This is a genomic window from Nocardia xishanensis NBRC 101358 (assembly GCF_001613365.1).
GTDB classification, from domain to species: Bacteria; Actinomycetota; Actinomycetes; order Mycobacteriales; family Mycobacteriaceae; genus Nocardia; species Nocardia xishanensis.
This window is the reverse complement of the sequence record NZ_BDCF01000043.1, coordinates 38,924-56,613: the sequence shown is the minus strand read 5'-3', so window position 1 is coordinate 56,613 and position 17,690 is coordinate 38,924. Positions and strand designations below refer to the sequence as shown.

Annotated in this window: 14 protein-coding genes; 7 read left to right on the top strand and 7 right to left on the bottom strand. The window is 68.9% G+C overall.

Going from position 1 to position 17,690, the window contains the following annotated elements:
• Positions 1 to 3 precede the first annotated feature (3 nt).
• The 3 genes from NX1_RS26525 to alaS are packed head-to-tail and all read right to left on the bottom strand — an operon-like array spanning position 4 to position 4,783.
• Entirely contained in the window at positions 4 to 1,548 is a 1,545-nt protein-coding gene (locus NX1_RS26525; protein ID WP_068064722.1) for an endolytic transglycosylase MltG, read from the bottom strand.
• Positions 1,545 to 2,117 carry a Holliday junction resolvase RuvX gene (gene ruvX, locus NX1_RS26520; protein ID WP_068064720.1) on the bottom strand — a complete coding sequence of 191 codons (573 nt, stop codon included), beginning with the start codon at positions 2,115 to 2,117 and terminating at the stop codon, positions 1,545 to 1,547. Before ruvX ends, NX1_RS26525 begins: the two co-directional genes overlap by 4 nt.
• Entirely contained in the window at positions 2,117 to 4,783 is a 2,667-nt protein-coding gene (gene alaS / locus NX1_RS26515) for an alanine--tRNA ligase (RefSeq protein ID WP_068064717.1), read from the bottom strand. The genes ruvX and alaS overlap by 1 nt, the downstream gene beginning before the upstream one ends.
• 126 nt (positions 4,784 to 4,909) lie before the next feature.
• On the opposite strand from alaS, the gene NX1_RS26510 reads away from it, so the two are divergent.
• Both NX1_RS26510 and NX1_RS26505 read left to right on the top strand, forming a co-directional pair.
• On the top strand, positions 4,910 to 5,629 hold the full coding sequence (locus NX1_RS26510) for a helix-turn-helix transcriptional regulator (RefSeq protein WP_068064714.1): 720 nt from the start codon (positions 4,910 to 4,912) through the stop codon (positions 5,627 to 5,629).
• Positions 5,630 to 5,685: 56 nt separating this feature from the next.
• Positions 5,686 to 6,084: a nuclear transport factor 2 family protein gene (locus NX1_RS26505; RefSeq protein WP_068064711.1), complete on the top strand. Its 399-nt coding sequence runs from the start codon at positions 5,686 to 5,688 to the stop codon at positions 6,082 to 6,084.
• Between the two features lie 12 nt (positions 6,085 to 6,096).
• On the opposite strand, the gene NX1_RS26500 is transcribed toward NX1_RS26505, so the two are convergent.
• Positions 6,097 to 7,455 (bottom strand): replication-associated recombination protein A, encoded by a 1,359-nt coding sequence (locus NX1_RS26500; protein WP_068064708.1) that lies wholly within the window; start codon positions 7,453 to 7,455, stop codon positions 6,097 to 6,099.
• 198 nt (positions 7,456 to 7,653) lie between these two features.
• Between NX1_RS26500 and NX1_RS26495 the strand changes: the two genes are divergently transcribed.
• Positions 7,654 to 9,312, top strand: a complete 1,659-nt coding sequence (locus NX1_RS26495) for an alkaline phosphatase D family protein (RefSeq protein WP_068064705.1) — start codon at positions 7,654 to 7,656, stop codon at positions 9,310 to 9,312.
• Positions 9,313 to 9,418: 106 nt separating this feature from the next.
• Here NX1_RS26495 and NX1_RS26490 read toward each other — a convergent pair whose 3' ends face one another.
• Positions 9,419 to 10,588, bottom strand: a complete 1,170-nt coding sequence (locus tag NX1_RS26490; RefSeq protein ID WP_068064702.1) for a phosphotransferase family protein — start codon at positions 10,586 to 10,588, stop codon at positions 9,419 to 9,421.
• Between the two features lie 193 nt (positions 10,589 to 10,781).
• Between NX1_RS26490 and NX1_RS35630 the strand changes: the two genes are divergently transcribed.
• Entirely contained in the window at positions 10,782 to 11,816 is a 1,035-nt protein-coding gene (locus tag NX1_RS35630; protein WP_084501778.1) for a hypothetical protein, read from the top strand.
• A 90-nt stretch (positions 11,817 to 11,906) separates the two neighbouring features.
• Here the strand turns inward: NX1_RS35630 and aspS are convergent, their stop codons facing one another.
• On the bottom strand, positions 11,907 to 13,691 hold the full coding sequence (gene aspS, locus NX1_RS26480) for an aspartate--tRNA ligase (protein WP_068064784.1): 1,785 nt from the start codon (positions 13,689 to 13,691) through the stop codon (positions 11,907 to 11,909).
• A 162-nt stretch (positions 13,692 to 13,853) separates the two neighbouring features.
• Between aspS and ypfJ the strand changes: the two genes are divergently transcribed.
• Together ypfJ and mddA are read left to right on the top strand one after the other, a co-directional pair.
• Positions 13,854 to 14,780: a KPN_02809 family neutral zinc metallopeptidase gene (gene ypfJ / locus NX1_RS26475; protein ID WP_068064781.1), complete on the top strand. Its 927-nt coding sequence runs from the start codon at positions 13,854 to 13,856 to the stop codon at positions 14,778 to 14,780.
• A gap of 483 nt (positions 14,781 to 15,263) precedes the next feature.
• Positions 15,264 to 16,031 (top strand): methanethiol S-methyltransferase, encoded by a 768-nt coding sequence (gene mddA / locus NX1_RS26470; protein WP_157120085.1) that lies wholly within the window; start codon positions 15,264 to 15,266, stop codon positions 16,029 to 16,031.
• Between the two features lie 90 nt (positions 16,032 to 16,121).
• Here mddA and NX1_RS26465 read toward each other — a convergent pair whose 3' ends face one another.
• Positions 16,122 to 16,550 (bottom strand): DUF4189 domain-containing protein, encoded by a 429-nt coding sequence (locus tag NX1_RS26465; protein ID WP_068064696.1) that lies wholly within the window; start codon positions 16,548 to 16,550, stop codon positions 16,122 to 16,124.
• Between the two features lie 371 nt (positions 16,551 to 16,921).
• Between NX1_RS26465 and NX1_RS26460 the strand changes: the two genes are divergently transcribed.
• A complete protein-coding gene (locus NX1_RS26460) occupies positions 16,922 to 17,536 on the top strand; it encodes a hypothetical protein (protein WP_068064693.1) in 615 nt (204 codons plus the stop codon).
• Positions 17,537 to 17,690 lie beyond the last annotated feature (154 nt).

Genomic DNA, 17,690 nt, shown 5'->3' with positions numbered 1-17,690 from the left:
GATTCACCGTCCACTGTCGAGAATTCCGCTCTGCCTTGCCTTTTCGATATTGCGCAGGTGCTCGGAGTAGCTCTCGGTGAACAGCGTGGTGCCTTTCTGGTCGATCGTCACGAAGTACAGCCAGTTGCCGGGTTCCGGATTCTCCATGGCGCGCAATGCGTTCAGCGAGGGCGCGGAGATCGGATTCGCGGGCAGCCCGGACATCGCGTAGGTGTTCCACGGTGTACGGGTAGCCCGGTCGTCATCGGTGGTGGCGACCTCGGTGCGGTCCAGCGAGTAGTTCACCGTGGAGTCGAACTGCAGCGGCTGTTCGACCTCGAGCCGGTTCACGATCACCCGCGCGACCTTCGGCATGTCCTGCGGCAGCGCCTCACGCTCCACCAGAGACGCCGCGGTCAGCGTCTCGTAAGGGCTGAGTCCGGTCTCCGCGCCGGATTTCAGCAGCCCGGTCGATTCGTAACTCGCGGCGCTCGCGGTGATCAGCTGACGCAGAATCTGCTGCGGCGTGCCGCTGGGGTCGAAATCCAACGTGCCCGCGGCGATCAGACCTTCGATCTGGCGCTTGCGGTCCGGCGCTTCGCGCACCGACTGCTCGGCCCAGGACGGGACACCGAGCGCGGCCAGGTCGCTGCTGGAGCCCGCCGCGTCGAGCTCCTCGTAGGTAACGCACTTCTGCTGTGCGCCGGTGCCGATGCAGCTGGCGGCGGCGATCTTGGTGTAGATCCCCTCCTTGCGCGCCCCGGTGTTGACGTCGTGCTGGTCGTGTAGCTGACGTCCCTCCGAGATGACCAGGTTGCCGACCCGCGCGTTCTTGCCGAGCAACGCAGCGACCGCCTCGGCGGCGGGGCTGCGGCTGGGGATCTGGTAGTACCCGGGCTGCAGCGAGCTCATATTCGAATTACGCACGGCCGCTTGAAAAAACGCGCCGGTGCTCGCGGTGACGCCCTTTTCGACCATGGTCTCGGCGATCTGCGAGGAAGTGTCACCGGGGTGCACCTGCACCACGACCAACGGCCCCGCGGGGCCCGCGAAATCCTCGGGCGCGCCGAATTCCCCGGCCAGTTGCTTGACGGCGAAGCCCACCGCGCCGACCAGCAGCACCACGAGCACACCGCCGATCAGCCACATGTTGCGGCGTTTGCGCTTCCGCTCGGCCGCCTTGCGCGAGGCCGCCCTGGAGCGTTTGCGCGAACCGCGCGGGGGCCGCGCCTCCTTGACCTTGGTGGCGGGCTTGCGAGACAGCGACCGCTGCGCGCGCGCGGGCGGCGCTTGCGGCTCCGGCTCCTCCTCGTAGTCCAGCTCGTCGTCGTAGCCGTCGTCCTCGTACTGCGGCGCGTTGTCGTAGTCGAGCTCGTCGTCGTCGGTGTAGCGCGGGATGACCGTGGTGTCGTCGTCGTAGTAGACGTCCCATTCGTCGTCCGGCCCGTCGGCCGCGCGTCCGCTCGCGTCTCCGCCGTCTCTGTCCCAGGCTCGGTCGTCCCTGCGGTAGCGCCGATCGGCCTCGCGTTGTCGGTATCTCTCCTCGGCCCGTGCCCATCGATCAGTCATGCATCGCCTCCGGACGACGCGTCCCGCGCCGCTTCCTCGGCCGACCTCAACACCGCACTCCGTTCGTCCAACCATCCTTGCAGGATCGATACGGCCGCCGCCTGATCGATCACCTGCCGCTGGCCACGCGCGCGAACTCCACTGTCCCGCAATGCACGTGCAGCTGACACCGTAGTCAAACGTTCGTCGGAAAGCCTGATCGGCACGGGGGCAATTACTGATCGCAAACGTTCGGCGAACGCGATGGCCAACCCCGCCGCGGTTCCCTTTTCCCCGCGCAATGTACGCGGCAAGCCGACAATAACCTCGACAGCCTCGTATTCCCGCACAATTTCGGCAATTCTCGAGATGTCGGTCGCCGCAGCCGTTCCGCGCGCGTTTTTCTTCGCGCGCGGAACGGTTTCCACCGGGGTCGCGAGTATGCCGTCCGGGTCGCTCGACGCCACGCCGATGCGAACGCTACCGACGTCGATGCCGATGCGTCTGCCACGGCCGGGGTCGGCCTCCGGATCGGGCCGGTCCGCTGCGTGCGGCCGGCCCGTCGAATGCGAACTCTCCGAGTCGCGCATCACCCGGCGAGTTCGGCCACCCGGGCACGGACCGCGGCCACACCCGCAGCGATCCCGGAGGGATCGGAACCGGCGCCCTGCGCCATCTCCGGCTTGCCGCCGCCGCGACCGGCGATGCTCGGGCCGAAGCTGCCGACGAGGTCGCCCGCCTTCACGCCGAGTTCCTGCGCGCCCTTGTTCACGGCCACCACGAACGGCACCTTGCCGTCGACGTTGCCGAGCAGCACCACCACCGCGGGCTCGCTGCCGAAGCGGCCGCGGATGTCGGTGGCCAGGGTGCGCAGGTCGTTCGAGGCGACGCCCTCCGGCGCGGCCGCGGCGACCAGCAGCAGACCACCGATGCGCTCGGCCTCCTCCACGAACTTCCCGGCCGAGGAGAGCACTGCGGCGACCTTGGTGCGCTCGAGTTCCTTCTCGGCCACCTTGAGCCGCTCCACCAGCTGCTCCACGCGCGTGGGCACCTCGTCCGACGGCACCTTCAGCGAGGCGGCGACACCGGCGAGCAGCGCGCGCTCCTTGGCCAGGTACTTGTAGGAATCCAGGCCGACGAACGCCTCGACGCGCCGCACGCCCGAACCGACCGACGACTCGCCGAGCAGCGTGATCGGGCCGATCTGCGAGGAGTGCTGCACGTGCGTGCCGCCGCACAGCTCCATCGAGAACGGGCCGCCGATCTCGACCACGCGGACCTCGTCGCCATAGTTCTCGCCGAACAGCGCGAGCGCGCCCATTTGCTTGGCCTTGGGCAGGTCGGTGACGAACGTATTGACCGGGAAGTCGGCGCCCACCGCGTCGTTGGACACCGCCTCGATGTCGGCCTTCTGCTGCTCGGTGAGCTGGCCCTGCCAGTTGAAGTCGAAGCGCAGGTAGCCGGGCTTGTTCAGCGAACCGGCCTGTACCGCGTTCGGGCCGAGCACCTGCCGCAGCGCGGCGTGCACCATGTGGGTGCCGGAGTGACCCTGGGTCGCGCCGCTGCGCCAGGCGGGATCGGCCTGGGCGAGCACGACGTCGCCCTCGGTGATCTGCCCCTGCTCGACCGTGGTCTTGTGCACCCACAGCTTCTTGGCGATCTTCTGCACGTCGTTGACGCGCAGCTTCAGGCCGGCGGCGGTGATGCTGCCGCGGTCGGCGATCTGGCCGCCGGACTCCGCGTACAGCGGGCTGCGATCCAGGATGACCTCGACGTCATGGCCCGCGGTAGCGGTCGGCACGCGGACGCCGTCCGCGATCAGGGCGAGCACGTGCGCCTCGGAGGTCAGCTCGTCGAAGCCGGTGAACTCGGTGGCGCCGCGATCGACCAGTTCCTTGTAGATGCTCAGGTCGGCGTGCGCGTGCTTGCGGGCGGCGGCGTCCTCCTTGGCCCGCTGGCGCTGTTCGGCCATGAGCGTGCGGAAGCCTTCTTCGTCGACCGAGAGCCCGGCCTCGGCGGCCATCTCCAGGGTGAGGTCGATCGGGAAGCCGTAGGTGTCGTGCAGGGTGAAGGCATCCGATCCGGCGATCTTGGTGCCGCCCTTGGACTTCACCGCGGCCGCGGTGTTGTCGAACAGCGTCGAGCCGGTGTTCAGCGTCTTGAGGAACGCCGTCTCCTCGCCGACCGCCACGGTCTCGATGCGGCCGAAGTCGGTGGCCAGCTCCGGGTAGGACGGCGACATCAGGTCGCTGACCACCTTCATGAACTCGGCCATCACCGGCTTCTCGGCGCCGAGCAGGCGGGCCGAGCGCACGATGCGGCGCAGCAGCCTGCGCAGCACGTAGCCGCGGCCGTCGTTGCCCGGGTTGACGCCGTCGGAGATGAGCATCGCGGCGGTGCGCGCGTGATCGGCGATCACCCGGAAGCGCACGTCGTCGGCGTGCTCGACACCGTAGGAGCGACCGGTCAGCTCCTCGGCCTTGTCGATGATCGGGCGCAGCAGGTCGGTCTCGTAGACGTTCTCCACGCCTTGCAACAGCATGGCGACGCGCTCGACGCCCATGCCGGTATCGATGTTCTTCTTGGGCAGCGAGCCGACCGGCGGGTGGCCGAGCTTCGGGCTCAGCTCACCGCGGACGTCCTGCATGAAGACGAGATTCCAGATCTCGAGGTAGCGGTCCTCGTCGGCGACCGGGCCGCCCTCCTTGCCGTAGGCGGGGCCGCGGTCGTAGTAGATCTCCGAGCAGGGACCGCCTGGACCTGGCACGCCCATGTCCCAGTAGTTGTCCTTGCCGTCGCGGAACTGGATGCGTTCCTTCGGGATGCCCGCGACCCGGTGCCAGATCTCGGCGGCCTCCGGGTCGTCCTCGTAGGCGGTGACCCAGATGCGGTCGGTGTCGAAGCCGAAGCCGCCCTCCTCCTGGGACTTGCTGATCAGCTCCCAGGCGAGGGTGATGGCCCCCTCCTTGAAGTAGTCGCCGAAGGAGAAGTTGCCCGCCATCTGGAAGAAGGTGTTGTGCCGGGTGGTGACGCCGACCTCTTCGATGTCGCCGGTGCGCACGCATTTCTGCACGCTGGTCGCGCGCGGGAACGGCGGCGCCTCCTGGCCCAGGAAATACGGCTTGAACTGGACCATGCCTGCGTTGACGAACAGCAGGTTGGGGTCGGCCAGGATCAGCGAGGCGCTCGGCACCTCGGTGTGTCCGGCACGGACGAAATGGTCCAGGAAACGCCGTCTAATCTCGTGGGTCTGCACAAATGTCCAGCCTACCGGTCGCTGTCCACGCGTTTTGCGCCGAGTCCGCACCACGCGCCACCGTTCGCGACAATCGGGCGCACCCGCCGCATCCGGCGAATCCGCGCCGACCACCCAGGACTTCCCGTGACGAAAACAGAGCGACTGTACGCGCTCGCCGAAGAGTTGCGAGCGTACGCGCCGCGCCCACGCACCGCCCGTCAGCTCGCGGCCCGGTTCGAGGTATCCACCCGCACGATCGAGCGTGACCTCGCGGCCCTCATGCAGGCGGGCCTGCCGATCGTCACTGTGCCCGGCCGTGCCGGAGGCTACGCACTCGACAGGCATCGCACTCTCGCCCCGGTGAGCCTCACCCCGGCGGAGGCGACAGCCCTCGCGGTGGGCCTTTCTCGCCTGGCCGGCACGCCGTTCGCCGAGGCGGCAGGCTCGGCGGTGCGCAAGGTCGTCGCGGTGCTGCCGGAGGGCGATCGGGTCCGGGCGACCGCTCTGGTCGAACGCATCCGGCTTTTGCCTGCGGATTCGGTGTCGGCCGTCCCCCCGGCGATCCTCGAGGCGGTGGTCCGCGGCCGCGTGCTGCGCTTGGACTACCTCGACCGCGACGGGGCGGGCACCGTCCGTGAGGTCGAACCGCTGGCCTTCCTGGTGGCCGATCACTGGTTCCTCTACGCGTGGTGCCGGCTGCGCGGTGGCTTGCGCGGATTTCGGCTGGACCGAGTCCGCGCGGCGAGCGTGCTGGACGAGCCCGTCGCGGCTCGCGAGATCGACCTGTCGATGATCCCTATGGGCGACGGCAAACTCATCGATGTGACCGCGATCACCGACAACCCGTTGTCGCGCGAGGGCTGAATCGTGGACGGCGCCGGTCGCGGCAGCCCGCCGCGACCCTTCCGAAGGAGCGACTCTTGCCGACCACCGACCACGTCACCGCCTTTCAGCTGGCCCTGCGTTGGACCGAATTCTGGAACGGCGCAATGGAATCGGCGCCGAAGCTGCTTTCCCCGGACTTCCGGATCCGGTTCGCGTCCCCGACCGGCGAGATCACCGACGCCCTGCGCGGACCGGACGATGTGGCCGCGTTCATCGGCGAATTCCGGGCGGCCAGGCCCGGCTTGCGATTCACCATGGACGGAGACGCGGCGGGCGAAGTGGACGCCGCCGGTTCGGGAACCTTCGCGATCCGCTGGCGCTCCCACCAACCGGATCAGCCCGACCACAGCGGCATCGACATGTTCGAAGCCACGGCGGGAAAGCTGACGCGCGTCTGGTCGGTCACCGGCACGTCCACGTTCGCCGTCGACTGAGGGCGTCGCAGGCTACTTGCCGCGCACGATCCGGCGTAGCCGGTCGACGCGCGGGCCGACCTCGCGCTCGTAGCCGTGATCGGTCGGGCGGTAGTAGTCGGCGCCGACGATTTCGTCGGGCGGGTATTGCTGGGCGAGGACGCCGTCGGGATCGTCGTGCGGGTACTTGTAGCCCTGGGCGTGGCCGAGCAGCGCCGCGCCCGCGTAGTGCCCGTCGCGCAGGTGCGGCGGCACGGCGCCCGCCTTGCCCGCGGAGATGTCGGCCATGGCGGCGCCGAGCGCGGCGGGGACCGCGCCGGACTTCGGGGCGGTGGCCAGGTGGATGGTCGCGTGAGTCAGGGTGAGCTGCGCCTCGGGCATGCCGATCAGCTGGACGACGTGCGCGGCCGCCACCGCGGTCTGCAAGGCCATCGGGTCGGCCATGCCGATGTCCTCGCTGGCGGAGATGACCAGCCGCCGCGCGATGAAGCGCGGGTCCTCCCCCGCGCTCATCATGCGCGCCAGATAGTGCAGCGCCGCGTCGACGTCGGAGCCGCGGATCGACTTGATGAAGGCGCTGACCACGTCGTAGTGCTGGTCGCCCGCGCGGTCGTAGCGCACGGCGGCCTTGTCCACGCTCGCCTCGACCAGGGCCAGGTCCACCGTGCCGTCGAGCGAGGATTCGGCGGACGCCTCCAAGGCGGTCAGCGCCCGGCGTGCGTCGCCGCCCGCGACCCGAACGATGTGGTCAAGCGCCTCGCCGGTGACGGTGTAGGCGCCGCCGAACCCGCGCGGGTCGGCGAGCGCGCGTTCGAGCACGACGCGGATGTCGGCGTCGGTCAGCGACCGCAGTTGCAGCACCAGCGAGCGCGACAGCAGCGGGGAGACGACCGAGAACGAGGGATTCTCCGTCGTCGCGCCGACGAGCAGCACGATCCGGTTCTCCACCGCGGCGAGCAGCGCGTCCTGCTGGGTCTTGGAGAAGCGGTGCACCTCATCGATGAACAGCACAGTGCGCTCGCCGGCCGTGAGCCGCCTGCGGGCCAGGTCGATGACCGCGCGCACCTCCTTCACTCCGGCCGAGAGCGCCGAGAGCGCTTCGAAACGGCGGCCGGTCGCCTGCGAGATGAGCGAGGCCAGCGTGGTCTTCCCGGTGCCGGGCGGACCGAACAGCAGCACCGACGCCGCGCCCGAGCCCTCGATCAACCGGCGAAGCGGCGACCCGGGGCCGAGCAGATGCTGCTGCCCGACCACCTCGTCCAACGTGGCGGGTCGCATCCGCACGGCCAGCGGCGCGGCGCTGCCCGGCCCGCGGAAATCCACGCCCGCGCCGCCGAGCGCATCCGACTCCGGCGCGGCCTGGCCGGGCACCTCGAACAGCCCCTCGCTCATACCTGCGCCTCCCTGACGCTCGGCCACGGCTTGCGCGAAGCGCGGCGATACACGATTCGCTCGCTCATGTTTTCGACCGTACCGCCCGGCCCCGACACCAGGGGCGCGGCCCGGAACCCGCCGGAGGAAGTGATCCGGGCCCTGTCGATTTGCCAGTCCGGCTCGCATCGGCTGTGATCAACAGCCGTGGCTGAAAACGTGGTCGTTTCAGATACCGTCCAGACCGGTCCGTTCGCCCGGCGCACCCTGTTGAAAGGCGGTGCCGCCGCGGCGGCCACCGCGGGCGCGCTGCTCACCCCGGGGCCGGCGCGCGCCTCGGGCCCCGTGTTCCGGCACGGCATAGCCTCCGGCGATCCGCTCCCCACCGGCATAGTCCTCTGGACCCGGGTCACCGTGTCCGACGACGCCACGCCAGGCTCCGGCGTCGGCGCACCGGCCGCGGTGCGCTGGGAGCTCGCCGGCGATCCGGGCTTCGCCTCCATCGCCGCGTCCGGAACCGCAACGGCCACAGCCGATTCCGATCACACCGTGAAGATCGACGCGACCGGGCTCACCCCCGGCCGTGAGTACTGGTACCGATTCACCGCGCTCGGCGAGACCTCGCCGGTCGGGCGAACCCGCACCGCGCCCGCCCCTTCCGACACGCCCGACCGGCTTCGCTTCGGCGTGGTCTCCTGCGCCAACTGGGAAGCGGGCTGGTTCGGCGCGTACCGGCACCTCGCCGCGCGATCCGACCTCGACGCGATCATCCACCTCGGCGACTACCTGTACGAATACGGTCGCGGCGAGTACGGCGGCCGCGACGGCGCGGTGCGGCCGCATGATCCGGCGCACGAGATCGTCACGCTGACCGACTACCGCATCCGTCACGCCCAGTACAAGACCGATCCCGACCTGATCGCGCTGCACGCCCTGCTGCCGTTCATCTGCACCTGGGACGACCACGAGTCGGCGGACAATTCCTGGTCGGGCGGCGCCAACCACCACAATCCCGCCGTGCAGGGCGACTGGCAGGACCGCCGCGCCGCCTCGGCGCGCGCCTATCTGGAGTGGATGCCGGTGCGCGCCACCGGTTCCGGCGAGAATGTGCAGATCTACCGGCGGCTGCGTTTCGGCACCCTCGCCGAACTGTCCATGCTCGACCTGCGCAGCTACCGGGATCGGCAGCCCTCCCCGGGGCCGGGCTGGCGCGAGGTCGACAACCCCGCGCGCACCATCACCGGCAAGGCTCAGATGGACTGGCTCACCGCAGGTTTGGTCTCGGCGCCGGTCCGCTGGAAGCTGGTCGGCAACTCGGTGATGATCGCGCCGCTGGTCTTCCCGCCGCTGGAGCCCGCGACCACCGCGGCCTTCACCGGCGCACTCGGCGTGCCGCAGTCCGGCGTGCCCGCCAATGCCGACCAGTGGGACGGCTACACCGCCGACCGGCAGCGCCTGTTCCGTGCGATCAGCGAGCAGCAGGTCGGTGACGTCGTCTTCCTGACCGGCGACATCCACTCGTCGTGGGCCTCTGACCTGCCGATCGACGCCGCGAACTATCCCGCCGGACCGACCGTGGGTGCGGAGTTCGTCGTTCCGTCGGTCACCTCGTCGAGCATCGGCGAGGTGCTGAAGGCGGCTCCCCGCACCGTGGCGGTGCCGATCGAGGATTCGATCAAGAGCTTCAACCACCACATGCGCTACGTCGAGCTGGAGTCGCATGGATACGGCGTCCTCGACGTGACCGAAGAGCGCTCGCAAATGGACTGGTTCTACCTGACCGACGTCACCGACCCGGCGACCGGTGTGCGACACGGGGCGAGCTTCGCGGTGCCCAGCGGCGGTCGCATCGAGCCGCGCCCCGCGCCGGTGCTCTGATCTTCGCGGCCGAGTCGCTGATCACCGCATGCCGGACATCACTGACATGCGGTGATCAGCCGCTCGCGAACCGGTGATGCGAAACAGGCGGTCCGCGGCGCCGCGATTACTCCGACCAGCGCTCTTCCAACATCGCGGACACCTCGTCCGCGAAATCGCCGATCACGTCGTCGCCGGTGCAGCGCGCGTCCTCGGCGAGCGCGGCCCAGCGGTTGATCAGCGCAGCCGAGCGCGGCACCGACAGCCCGTGCTCGCGCGCTACCGCGATGCGGGTGTGGTCGGCGGGCAGGAACCAATAGGTGGTCAGCCACACCCAGATGAGCCTGGCCTCCAGGATGCGCTCGGCGAGCACCTCGTCGTCGGCGAGCGCCGGGAACACCCCGACGATCTCCGAGCGCCAAGCCTCGACCATCTGCCTTGCGCGTTCCCTGGACAGCTCGAAATCGCACAGGCAGCCGGGGAAGGAGACCAGCGCGTAGGCGATGTCGAGCGTGGCGTCACGGAAGCCGCCCCACTCGTAGTCGAGGAACCGCGCGCCCTCCTGGTTGAGCATGACGTTGTCCGGGCACAGGTCCGACGGGCTGAACGCACGGAACCGCCCGGCCGAGAACAGCCGGTTGCCGCGCACGATGCGCTCGGCGATCTCACCGGGCACCTCGATGCCGAGCTCGCGTTGCAGCAGCCCCGGCACCTCGGAGATGGCGGCCTCGGCCTGCTGGGCGATCCCGTCGACCCGGTGCACGACCTCCACGCGGCGCAGCAACGCGACGAAATCTGCTTCGCGCCCGACGGTGGCCGCGTGCATGCGGCCGAGCGCCTGGGCGAAGGCCATCAGCGCGTTGCGGGTGGCCGGCTCGACGCCGGACCGCAGCACCGCGGTCATCCTGGCGTTCTCGCCGAGATCCGACAGAATCAGCAAGCGGTCGGGCAGGCTGTGCGCGATCAGATACGCGCCTGGCCGCTGCTCGCGGCTGAGCGCGGTGGTGAACTGGTAGGAGACGGCTTCCCGGAGGAATGCCGAATCGATGCTGGCGACGCCGGGCGCCAAGCCTCCGGTGCGGCGGTCCCTGGCGGCGCCGCGCACCTGCTTGACGATCAGCGTCCTGGGCAGCGAGAACGAATTCTCGGCAACACGCACACGTAGGACTGTCGTCCTACCACTACCGCTGAGTTCCATCGGATCGCTCAGCTTCACCGGAGCACCCATTCGCTTTGTGAGCAACTGTTGTGCTGCGGACACGACTTCGGCGGCGCGTTCGGCCAATAGTGCGGTCATCGCCTCTCAAGCTACTCGCATCGGGTCACTTCTAGCGAGCGGTTACGCAACCTTTCCGCTTCGCTCGGCGTGTCTCGTGTCGCGGTCGCCGGCCGCGTCGCGCTCGCTTGACACCATCGCACGCGTCCGGTTTTCTCATCGTGAACTGCTGTGCGCCACATCGCAAACCAGTTGCGTCGAAAGGTCTCCGACATTGACCGACACACCGTCCTCCGCACCGAAGGACCCCGCAGGCGGTACACCCCGGCAGGGCGGTGAAAGCGAACAGTTCGCGGCCCAGCCGGGGCAACACGAAAGCGGTGACCCGTACGCACCACCGCCAGGAGTGGGTCATGCCCGCCACGAAATGCCTGGTGGAGCCGGTTATCCGCAATTCGAGGGTCCGGGAGCGGCCCAGTACGGCGCCGAGCCGGTGGAGCCGCCGCCCGCGGTGGCCGCCCAGCAACCCTCGTACGGACCCGCGGGCAGCGGGCCTGAGTCACCACAGCAGTACGGCGCGTCGCAACAATACGGCACACCCGAATACGGTGTGCCGCAGCAACCGGGGACTATACCTCCCGGCGCGACACCGGGACAGCCGGTCTACGGCTATCAAGTAGGAACGCCCGGCGGTCTCGATGTCGGGCACGCGCTCAGCTACGGCCTGGAAAAGTTCCGGGCGAATCCTGCTCCCTGGCTAGGAATTACGGCGCTTGGCGTCGTCATTTACTTGGTCTTCGTGTTGTTCGTCCAGATATTCGAACCGAACTCGTTCTTGCCGCTGGTATTGCTCTTCCTCGCGGTGATGGCGGCGCTGTGGTTGTTACAGGCCGCGATGGTTCGCGGGGCGCTATACGAAACCGATGGCGCCAAACCGGTTTTCGGTTCGTACTTCAAGTTCGTGAACACGGGGAATGTCTTGCTGACCGCCCTGCTCGCATTCCTCGGCACCTGGATCGGTTTGGCGCTGTGCGTGATTCCCGGACTCCTCGTCGGCATGCTGTGTATGTTCGCGCTGCACTTCGTGGTCGATCAGGATCTGGGCCCGTTCGACGCGATCAGGTCGAGCGCCATCCTGGTGATCAACAACATCTGGCCGGTGCTGCTGCTGGCGCTGTCCGTCGCGGTGATCACCTTCCTCGGCCTGCTGCTGTGCGGTATCGGACTGCTCGCCGCAGGCCCGGTCTCGATCATCGCGGTGACCTACGCCTACCGCACCCTCATCGGCGGGCGCGTCGCCCAGGTCTGAAAGAAGCGCGGTGAACGCGACGCGCCGTCCGCCCCGGAGCCGATATACGACTCCGAAACGGACGGCGCGTTCGGCGACCGTCGGCCGGGCCTACTCGGTGACCTCGACCTTTTCCTGCTCCGGCTTGACGTCCAGTCCCGCCTCCTTGCGCTGCTGCGCGGTGATCGGCGCGGGCGCGTCGGTCAGCGGGTCGACGCCGCCGCCGGTCTTCGGGAAGGCGATGACCTCGCGGATGGAGTCCAGGCCCGCCAGCAGGGCGGTGATGCGGTCCCAGCCGAAGGCGATGCCGCCGTGCGGCGGGGCGCCGTAGGCGAAGGCGTCGAGCAGGAAGCCGAACTTCTCCTGGGCCTCGTCGTGGCTGATGCCCATCACCTTGAAGACGCGTTCCTGAACATCGCGGCGGTGGATACGGATCGAGCCGCCGCCGATCTCGTTGCCGTTGCAGACGATGTCGTAGGCGTAGGCCAGCGCCGAGTCGGGGTCGGTGTCGAAGGTGTCGAGCGACTCCGGCTTCGGCGAGGTGAACGCGTGGTGCACCGCGGTCCACGCCGAATGACCAAGCGCCACATCGCCGCTCGCGGTCGCGTCGGCGGTGGACTCGAACAGCGGCGCGTCCACGATCCACACGAACGACCAGGCGTTCTCATCGATCAACCCGACCTTGCGGGCGATCTCGCCCCGCGCCGCGCCGAGCAGCGCGCGCTGGGCCTTGGCTGCACCCGCCGCGAAGAAGACGCAGTCGCCGGGCTCCGCGCCGACGTGCTTGGCCAGCCCTTCGCGCTCGGCCTCGCTGAGGTTCTTGGCGACCGGGCCGCCGAGCGTGCCGTCCTCGTTCACCAGGATGTACGCCAGGCCCTTGGCCCCGCGCTGCTTGGCCCACTCCTGCCAGGCGTCGAGCTGACGCCGCGGCTGGCTCGCGCCGCCCGGCATCACGACCGCGCCGACGTAGGGCGCCTGGAACACCCGGAACGGGGTGTCCTGGAAGTACTCGGTGCACTCGGTGATCTCGACGCCGAAGCGCAGGTCGGGCTTGTCCGAGCCGAACCGGCGCATGGCCTCGGCGTAGGTCATGTGCGGAATCGGCGTCGGGATCTCGTGGCCGATCAGCTTCCACAGGGCGACAAGGATCTCCTCGGCCAGCAGGATCACGTCCTCCTGGCGCACGAAGCTCATCTCGATGTCGAGCTGGGTGAACTCGGGCTGCCGGTCGGCGCGGAAGTCCTCGTCGCGGTAGCAGCGCGCGATCTGGTAGTAGCGCTCGATGCCGCCGACCATGAGCAGCTGTTTGAACAGCTGCGGGCTCTGCGGCAGCGCGTAGAAGTTGCCCGGCTGCAGACGCGCCGGCACCAGGAAGTCGCGAGCGCCCTCGGGGGTGGAGCGGGTCATCGTCGGGGTCTCGACCTCGACGAACTCGTGGTGCGCCAGCACCGCGCGCGCCGCGGCGTTGACCTTCGAGCGCAGCCGGATGGCGTGCCCTGGGCCCTCGCGGCGCAGGTCGAGGTAGCGGTACTTCAGCCTGGCCTCGTCACCGGGCTGCTCGTCGAGCTGGAACGGCAGCGGAGCGCTCTCGTTGAGCACCTCCAGCTTGCCGACGTTCACCTCGATCTGCCCGGTCGGCAGCTCGGGGTTCTCGTTGCCGTCCGGCCGCTGTTCCACCACACCGGTGATCAGCACGCAGTACTCGGCGCGCAGCCGGTGCGCCTGCTCGGCGGCCTCGCCTTCACGGAAAACCACCTGCGCCACACCCGACGCATCGCGCAGATCGATGAAGATCACGCCACCGTGGTCGCGCCGCCGCGCCACCCAGCCGGTGAGGGTGACGGTCTGACCGGCGTGCTCGCTTCGCAGCGAACCAGCCAAGTGGGTGCGCAGCACGGGATTCCTTTCGACGACTCCGGCACCGGCGGGGCGTCGCCTGGTGCGGTTGCCATCGTAGTTAGGCACATTGGTCAAGTGGAAACCGATATCCACGCGGCCGTGTCAAGCTGTAGCCGTACGGTCGCCCGACCACCGCGCAAACGCCACTGAAGGACGATGATGACGTTCAACGAAGGGCTCCAGATCGACCCGGACCGGGCCTCTTCCGGCGGCGGGCCGGGCATGGGCGGCAAACTCGCGCTCGGCGGCGGTGCGGGCGGTCTGATTCTGCTGGTCATCACGCTGCTGCTCGGCGGTGACCCAGGTTCGGTCCTCGGCCAGTTCACCGGTTCCCAGGACACCCAGCAGACGCAGCCGGGCACGGCAGGCACCCCGGAACACTGCAAGACCGGCGCGGACGCCAACAAGTACGTCGACTGCCGGGTGGTGCTCACCGCGCAGAGCCTGGACGCGGTGTGGTCGAACGAACTGCCCGGGCAGACCCGCAAGCGCTACGCGCAACCCGAGCTGGTGCTGTTCTCCGGCGCGACCTCCACCGGCTGCGGCAACGCCACCAGCGCGGTCGGCCCCTTCTACTGCCCGGCCGACCGGACCGCCTACTTCGACGTCAGCTTCTTCCAGGAACTGACCGACCGCTTCGGTTCCAGCGGCGGTCCGCTCGCCCAGGAGTACGTGGTCGCGCACGAGATCGGCCACCACATCCAGAACCAGCTCGGCGACATCGGCCGCGCACAGCGCGATCCCCGCGGACCGGAGTCCGGCGCGGTGCGCACCGAGCTGCAGGCCGACTGTTATGCGGGCATCTGGGCCCACTACGCGGACAAGACGCCCGCGCCCGGCACCAACCAGCCGTTCCTGCGGCCGTTGTCGGACAACGACATCAACGACGCACTCTCGGCGGCTTCCGCGGTCGGCGACGACCGGATCCAGCGCGCCGCGCAGGGCCGGGTCAACCCGGAGGCGTGGACGCACGGCTCCTCCGAGCAGCGCCAGAAATGGTTCCTCACCGGTTACCGCACCGGGCAGGTCAAGGCGTGCGACACCTACTCCGCGCAGGATCTGAACAACCCGCCCGCATTGCGCTGACCCGCGCCGGCACCAACGCGCGGTCGCACCCACTGATCAGGCCGAATGTCCGGCCGGAGCCTTGTTCACCCGCGCGTGCGCGAACTACCGTGGACGGGTGATCAGCTGCGGCGACCGGCAGCGTGACTTCACGCACCGCCGGTACGGCGAGCCCGCCAGCAGGCGATCGCCGTATCCGATCGGACGACGATTCCACCATCGCCTGCCCGCGGCCAACGCAGGGAAGATTCGAGCGCATTCCAGAACGATCACTCGGTCGCGAACCGGTCTCGACAGCCACGGCGATCGCGCCGAGACCGGCTCGGCCAGTGCCAGGGCGGCCGGGGATGTGCCAGATATCGCGGGCGCCGCGCCCGCACCGACCAAGCCATCGCCGCGTCGCGGACGCACGGCCTCCGGGACACGCCGCTGTTCGGCCTGCCGTCCCGAGTGGTGGCCTGCCCGCGAGCGCGCGGTGCAGGACGAACCACCTCGAAGGACATGATCATGCGTTTTCTCACACTCGGTTACGGTGTCGTGAGCTATCTGGCGTTCGTCGCCGCTTTCCTCTACGCGATCGGCTTCGTCGGCAACTTCTGGGTTCCCCGCAGTATCGACGCGGGCGTGGAGGCTTCGATCGGTGAGGCGATCGTGGTCAACGCGCTGCTGCTCGGCGTGTTCGCCGTCCAGCACAGCGTGATGGCCCGACCAGCGTTCAAGCGCCGCTGGACGCGGGTGGTGCCCACCTCCATCGAGCGCAGTACCTATGTGCTGCTGGCCAGTCTGGCGTTGTTCCTGCTGTATTGGCAGTGGCGGACGATGCCCGCCGTGATCTGGGATGTCGACGCCACCGCGGGCCGGATCGTCCTGTGGGCGCTGTTCTGGATCGGCTGGGTGACCGTGCTGCTCTCGACGTTCATGATCAACCACTTCGACCTGTTCGGGCTGCGGCAGGTGTACTTGGCCTGGCGTGGCGAGCCCTACCGCGACCTGCCGTTTCGCACCAACCTGTTCTATCGCGTGATCCGGCATCCGCTCATGCTCGGCTTCCTCGTCGCGTTCTGGGCGACGCCGACGATGACGGCCGGTCATCTCTTCTTCGCGGCCATGACGACGGGCTACATCCTGATCGCCCTGCAAATCGAGGAACACGATCTGGTGGACGTCTTCGGCGATCGATACCGCGACTACCAGCATCGCGTGCCGATGCTGGTGCCGCACCCGCGCCATCACGACACGCCCGCGCCGACCGTTCAGCATCGCCCGGCTTAGGGTTTTTCCGGACTTCCCACCCTGTAGCTCCGAACGGATGCGGCGGACGACGGCCACGCGAACAAGGCTCGACCGCCACGCTTCAGCGCGTCACTCCACACTCGGCGTGCAGGCGACGTAACTGATCGCCGCGGGCAGCGGGACGACGGCGGCGCCGACCGCGTTGGACAACCTCAGCGCGTTCTGAATGGCCTCTTCACGATTCGGGCCCTCGGCCCACTGGTAGTCCACACCGCGCGTAGCGGCCGCCACGCACGCGTTGCTCCAGGTGATCAGATCGCAGACCGCGTCCGGGTTGCCCGACTCGGAGCCGCACCTGGCCGCCGCGGCCTGCCTGGCGGCCTCCGGGGTAGGAGCGTGCGATCCGTAGAAGTACGTCACCCCCAACGGATTCGAGGCCTTCTCGACAGCGATCGCCCCGAACTGATCTCCCGCGGCATGCGCCGTGCCCGCACCGAACACGGTGAGCGACGCGGCCCCGGTGACCAGGGCGATGGTGAGCTTTCGAGCCAGAGACATGACAGTTCTCTCCTGAGAATGGAATGACCAACAACAGGCGAAACCCTCTTTCCGCCTGGATATCTCGCAGCCGAAACCAACGGCACCCGATAGGTTCCTGTCGATCCGGCGGCGCACGAGAGCGCTCAGGGCACGGATCAGAAGTCCACGACCACACCGCCGACAAGACGCTGTGCGTTCACGACACTCCCCCTCCCCAACGGGGTGTCCGACCTCGACAGATCGACACACCAAACTCCCCGCGACGGAAAGTATGCGAAGAAATTCGGAATGTCAAAGGTATACGCTCTACGGCACCCTGAGCCGCTGCGCCGGAAAGTGCTCGCTTCCCGGATGAGGCGGACGGTCGACGCTATCTAGATGGGAAGTCCATGCGACGAACGATATCGGCCCTGCTCGTCCTCGCGATGACGTTCACCGCCGGATGGGGCGTTGCCGCCGCCGATCCGGCCGAGCCTGCGCCGCAGCCACCGGCGGTCGAGAACGCCGCGCCCGCAACGGAGAACCCGCCCGCGCTCGCCGCTCATCCACCCCTTCCGCTGCCCGCGCCCACGCCTGCCCATGCGGCCATCGCGCTTCTCACGCTCACGACGATGCCGGCGGGCTGGCAGGACCGGATCGATCTGCGCCCGGTGCTCGAGGTCTACGCCGACGGCCACGCCGTCCGCAAACCGGATGCCGTCGCGCCCGAACGGGATCGGAACACCCCGCCGCGAGAGGTGAACGGCGCGGTCCGCCGGGAGGTCATCGACGCCGCCATCGCCGAGCTCACGGCGCTGTCCACCGCCGACCTCGGCGTACCCGCCGCGGGCGACGGGGGCAGCCAGATCGTCGACGTGATGCCCGAACCGCCGGGCCAGGACCTGCACGTGATCGTGTACGCGCCCGACGCGACCGACGGCCTGTCCGCCGAACAGCAGAGCGCGCGCAAGCGCTTCGCCGACGTCTACCGCGGCCTGCTCGACGCCTTCGTCGCCGACCGCTGAGTGCCGTGCGCCGCCGAATTCGATTGCGAATGCGGCGGATCAACCGTCGGCCCCAGCGCCCACCGCAGCTAACTGAACGCCGCCGTCGCCGACCCGAGCGCCGACCATCACGCGCGTCGGAACTCACGACAACCGAACTGCGGCATCCCTCCCG